Origin of the sequence: Micromonospora deserti (genome assembly GCF_003236335.1) — a bacterium.
Lineage (GTDB): Bacteria > Actinomycetota > Actinomycetes > Mycobacteriales > Micromonosporaceae > Micromonospora > Micromonospora deserti.
The window spans coordinates 1-5716 of the sequence record NZ_POUB01000337.1 but is presented as its reverse complement, the minus strand read 5'-3'; the positions used below and the strand labels follow the sequence as shown (position 1 = coordinate 5716).

At 73.9% G+C, this 5716-nt stretch carries 3 protein-coding genes; all 3 read right to left on the bottom strand.

Annotated features, from left to right (window positions below; genetic code table 11):
- Window positions 1-989 (bottom strand): nucleoside triphosphate pyrophosphohydrolase (locus tag C1I99_RS28590; protein WP_111137309.1); only part of this gene is annotated, 989 nt, incomplete at its 3' end.
- A gap of 2 nt (window positions 990-991) precedes the next feature.
- Window positions 992-1780, bottom strand: a complete 789-nt coding sequence (locus tag C1I99_RS28585) for a hypothetical protein (protein ID WP_111137310.1) — start codon at window positions 1778-1780, stop codon at window positions 992-994.
- Window positions 1781-1936: 156 nt separating this feature from the next.
- A complete protein-coding gene (gene mfd / locus C1I99_RS28580; protein WP_111137308.1) occupies window positions 1937-5578 on the bottom strand; it encodes a transcription-repair coupling factor in 3642 nt (1213 codons plus the stop codon).
- Window positions 5579-5716: the final 138 nt, after the last annotated feature.

Here is a 5716-nt window from a genome sequence, read left to right as displayed (position 1 = left end):
GGGTGGGGGGTTCGGTGGGTGGTGCGTTCGGCGGCGCGAACGGCGTCGGCGTAGGCGAGGGCGGTGCGGCGGAGAGCGGCCTCGGGGTCGAGGTCGGCCTCCCTCGCTGCGGCGACCGTGGCCAGCAGGCTGGCGCCGAGCCGGGCCTCCGGGTCCACCTGGGACTCGGTCAGGGGCGGCGGCACGGCGAGGCCGACCCGGCCGGCGCGTTCCAGGATCTTGGCGGCCAGGGCGAGCGCGGGCTGGCTCAGCGCGATGCCGTCCAGCACCGAGTCCCGGGCCTTCTCGGCCCGCTTGATCCGCTCCCAGCTCGCGGTGATCTCCTCCAGGCTGCCCGCCTCCGCGTCGGCGAAGACGTGCGGGTTGCGCCGGACCATCTTGTCGACCAGCCCACCGGCCACGTCGTCCACGGTCCACCGCTCGCCCTCGGGCAGCTCCTCGGCGAGCCGGGCGTGCAGCACCACCTGGAGCAGCACGTCGCCCAGCTCCTCGCGGAGCGCGTCGGTGTCCCCGGCGCTGATCGCGTCGTACGCCTCGTAGCACTCCTCAAGCAGGAAGCCGGCGAGGCTGCGGTGCGTCTGCGCCCGCTTCCACGGGTCGCCGCCGGGCGACGCCAGCCGGTCCATCACCGCCACCGCGTCGAGCAGCCGAGCACCCGGCGGGTCCCACGAGCCGTACATCAGCTCCAACTCGGCCAGGCCGGGCTCGCGGGCCAGCCGCAGGCCCAGCTCCCGGGCCAGCGCCTCGTCACCGGCCGGGCCGGCCAGCCAGACCGCGGTGCCGTGCGCCGCCGCCGCGTCGAGCAGCGCCGGCGTCGCATGGCCGTCGACCACCGTGACCCGGGCGCCCGCCGCGCGGACCGCCCGCAACAGCTCGCTCTCCGCCGCCGCCAGCACCGGTGCCGCGCGTACGACGTCCCAGGCCGCCGCCGTCAGCAACCCTGCCGGCAGCCGGGGCGAGGTGACCAGCAGGACGATCCGGTTGGTCATGCTCAGCTGTCGACCGCCCCGGCCGTCTCCGGCCCGGTCGAGGGCAGCGGATCCGGGGTGGAGATGTCGGTGACCGGCCCGTCGGCGTCGATGAAGGGCAGCGAGTAGAACAGCAGCGTCTGGCCGTTGCTGACCACCGACGGCACACCGAGCGGCTGGAAGCGCGGGTTGATCGACGCGCCGACCCGCTCCGCCTCCTCCTGAAGGGCGGCGCTGAGCGCGGCCCCGCTGCGGACGAAGCCGCCGTCACCGAAGAGCTGCCGGACCTGCTCCACGGTGAGGCCGGGCTGGATGCCGCCGGTCTTCTCCAGCGCCCGGTAGACCGCCATCACCGCGTCGTCGCTCAGCTCACCCGGCGGCAGCTGCTGACCGAGCACCGCGGAGATGTCCGCCCACTCGCCCCAGAGCTTGACGTACTCGGCGGTAGCCGGCACCCGCAGCTGCTGCTCGAGCTGCTCGGGGCTCACCTGGTCGGGCACCTGGAGGTTCTTCGCGGCCACCACCCGCTTGCCCAGGTCGATGCTGACCAGCAGGTTGACCACGTCCTGCCGGGTCACCGAGGTGCGCAGCTGCTCCGGCGACGGGGTCGCGCCGACCCGGCCCGCCTCCTCGCGTACCGCCTCGCCGAACTTCGCCTGGGCATCGGAGTAGATCGCGTCCACCCGGCTCACCGGGTATGTCGTGTCGCCGACGTACGCGGCGACGTCCGGCGCGGACCTCCCGCACGCACCGAGGGAGAGGACACCGAGGGCCGCGACGCTGGCGGCGGCGATGAGACGGCGAGCACGCATGCCGGTCACTCTCTCATGCCCCTTCGCCACCTGTGACGCCCCCCACCTCCTGCCGGACCGGCGGCCAGCGCGCAAACACCGGCCACCGGCCCGACCTCCCGCCGGTCAGCGTGCGCCGGCACCGCCACCCGCTCCCGCCCTCCGCCGGGCCGGCGGTCAGCGCGCGCCGGCACCGGCCACCGCCGGCTCGCCGAGGAGATCGGAGAGCAGTTGGGCGCACCACTCCAGCAGGGCCTGGTCGCGCAGCGGCTCCCCGCCGACCCGCCGGGTGCTCGGGCGCGGCACGCTGACCTGGTCGAGCGCGGACTTGTAGACCGCGTCCGGGTGGTAGCGCTTCAGCCGCAGCTGCTTCGAATCGGGCAGCGGCAGCGGGCCGAACCGCAGGTGCTTGCCCTGCATCGAGACGTCGGTGAGACCGTACCGGCGGGCGAGCAGCCGGAACCGCGCCACCGCCACCAGGTTCTGCACCGGGGCGGGCGGCTCGCCGTAGCGGTCGGTCATCTCGGCCACCACCTCGCGCAGTCGCTCTTCGTCGCGGGCCTCGGCGAGCTTGCGGTACATCTCCAGGCGCAGCCGCTCCACGCCGACGTAGTCGTGCGGCAGATGCGCGTCGACCGGCAGGTCGATCTTGACGTCGACCTCCTCCTCCGGGCGCTCGCCCTTGAACGCCTGCACCGCCTCGCCGACCATCCGCACGTACAGGTCGAAGCCGACGCCCTCGATGTGGCCGGACTGCTCACCACCGAGCAGGTTGCCGGCGCCCCGGATCTCCAGGTCCTTCATCGCCACGTACATGCCGGCGCCCAGCTCGGTGTGCTGGGCGATGGTGGCCAGCCGCTCGTGGGCGTGCTCGGTCAGCGGCCTCTCCGGCGGGTAGAGGAAGTACGCGTACGCCCGCTCCCGGCCCCGGCCGACCCGGCCGCGGATCTGGTGCAGCTGGGCCAGGCCGAGCAGGTCGGCCCGCTCCACGATCAGGGTGTTGGCGTTGGGGATGTCGATGCCGGACTCCACGATCGTGGTGCAGACCAGCACGTCGAACTCCTTCTCCCAGAAGCCGACCATGACCTTCTCCAGCGCCTCCTCGCCCAGCTGGCCGTGCGCCACCGCGACCCGGGCCTCGGGCACCAGCTCCCGGAGCCGGCGGGCCGCCCGCTCGATCGACTCCACCCGGTTGTGCAGGTAGAAGACCTGCCCGTCCCGGAGCAACTCGCGGTGGATGGCGGCGGCCACCTGCCGCTCGTCGTACGCCCCGACGGCGGTGAGCACCGGGTGGCGCTCCTCCGGCGGGGTGGCGATCGTGGACATCTCCCGGATGCCGGTGATCGCCATCTCCAGGGTGCGCGGGATCGGGGTCGCCGACATGCTCAGCACGTCGACCGAGGCGCGCATCGTCTTCAGGTGCTCCTTGTGCTCGACGCCGAAGCGCTGCTCCTCGTCGACGATGACCAGGCCCAGCGACCTGAACCGGGTGGCCGACTGGAGCAGCCGGTGGGTGCCGATGACGATGTCGGCCGTACCGTCGGCCGCCATCGCCAGGGTCTGCTCGGCCTCCTTCGGCGTCTGGAACCGGGACAGCTGCCGGATGGCCACCGGGAACTGGCTCATCCGCTCGGCGAAGGTGTTGTAGTGCTGCTGCACCAGCAGCGTGGTCGGCACCAGCACCGCCACCTGCTTGCCGTCCTGCACCGCCTTGAACGCCGCCCGCACCGCGATCTCGGTCTTGCCGTAGCCGACGTCGCCGCAGATCAGCCGGTCCATCGGGACGGTCTGCTCCATGTCCCGCTTGACCTCCTCGATGGCGGCGAGCTGGTCCGGCGTCTCCTGCCACGGGAAGGCGTCCTCCAGCTCCCGCTGCCACGGGGTGTCCGGCCCGAACGCGTGCCCCTTGGACGCCTTGCGCGCGGCGTAGAGCTGAATCAGCTGGGCGGCGATCTCGCGTACCGCCTTGCGGGCCCGGGCCTTGGACTTCTGCCAGTCCGAGCCGCCCATCTTGTGCAGCGCCGGCTGCTCTCCGCCGACGTAGCGGGAGAGCTGGTCGAGCTGGTCGGTGGGAACGAAGAGCCGGTCGCCGGGCTGGCCGCGCTTGCTCGGGGCGTACTCGATGACCAGGTACTCCCGGCTGGCGCCGTTGACGGTGCGCTGCACCAGTTCGAGGTAGCGACCGATGCCGTGCTGCTCGTGCACGACGTGATCGCCGGCCTTCAACTCCAGCGGGTCGATGGTGTTACGCCGGCGGCTCGGCATCCTGCGCATGTCGCGGGTCGAGGTGCCCCGCCCACCGGTGATGTCACTGCCGGTGAGCAGCACGAACCGCGATGCCTCGTCGACGAAGCCGGCGGTCAGCCCGCCGCAGGAGACCAGCAGCTCGCCGGGGGTGGGCGCGGCGGGCACCTCCTCGGTCAGCCGGGCACCCAGCCCGGCGTCGCGGAGCACCTCCACCGCCCGCTGCGCGGGGCCGTGCCCCTCGAAGACCAGCGCGATCGACCAGCCCTCGCCGGCCCAGCGCTTCAGGTCGTCGACCACCCGGGCGGTCTCGCCGTGGTAGAGCGGGGCGGGCTGGGCAGCCAGGGTCACCGCGATGGTGTCGTCGGGCGTGACGTCGACCTCGACGGGCCCGTCCTCCCAGGGCTGCGGGGCCGGCGCCGCCTCCGCCTCCACCAGCCCGAACGGCGACAGCGTCCACCACGGCTGGCGCAGCTTGGCGGCGGCGGCACGCACGTCGGCCAAGGTGCGGAAGGCGGCGGCGCCGAGGTCCACCGGGGCCTGCCCGCCGACCGCCGCCGCGGCCCAGCTGGCCTGGAGGAACTCTTCCGAGGTACGCACCAGGTCGTGCGCCCGGGTGCGGATCCGCTCCGGGTCGCAGAGGATCACGTGGGTGCCGGCCGGCATGGTGTCCAGCAGCAACTCCATCGAGTCGGCGCCGATCAGCGCAGGCGCTAGGGACTCCATCCCCTCCACCGGGATGCCCTCGGCCAGCTTGTCGAGGATCTCAACCAGCTCCGGGTGCTGCTCCGCCAGCGCGGCCGCCTGCCTGCGCACCGCCGGGGTGAGCAGCAGCTCCCGGCAGGGCGGGGCCCACAGCTGCGGCACCTGCTCGATGGTCCGCTGGTCGGCCACGGCGAAGGTGCGGATCTCCTCCACCTCGTCGCCCCAGAACTCCACCCGCGACGGGTGCTCGTCGGTGGGCGGGAAGACGTCCAGGATGCCGCCGCGCACCGCGAACTCGCCGCGCTTGGTGACCAGGTCGACCCGGGCGTACGCCATGTCCGTCAGCCGGCGGGCCACCTCCTCCAGGTCAGCCTCGTCGCCGGCGGCGAGCTGCACCGGCTCGAGGTCGCCGAGCCCCCGCAGCTGTGGCTGGAGCAGCGACCGGACCGGGGCGACGACCACCCGTAGCGGGCCGGTGCGCCCGCGCGCGTCGGGCGACTCCGGGTGGGCCAGCCGGCGCAGCACGGCCAGCCGCCGGCCGACGGTGTCGGAGCGGGGCGAGAGGCGCTCGTGCGGCAGCGTCTCCCAGGACGGGAAGACCGCCACCTGCTCCGGCGGCAACAGGGTGCCCAGGGCGGCGGCCAGGTCGTCGGCCTCCCGGGTGGTGGCCGTCACGGCGAGCACCGGCCGGCCCGCGCCCCCGGCGGCACCATCGGCGTCGGCCGCGACGGCGGCGACCGCGAACGGCCGCGACGCCGGCGGGGCGGTGATGTCGAGCCCGTCGACCTGCGCGGCACCGGAGCGCGCCAGGTCACGCGCCCGGGCCAGCCCGGGATCGGCCAGGGCGGCGGAGAACAGACCGGTGAGCATGTGTGATCACTTCCCGTGAGGTCGCCAGGTCGGCGCGCGGTGTAGCCGTGGCACACGACAGATACCCCGCGTCCGTCGGGACGGGGGGTGCACGCCACCAGCCTATCCCCGCCCCCCGACCGCCACCTCCATCCGGCA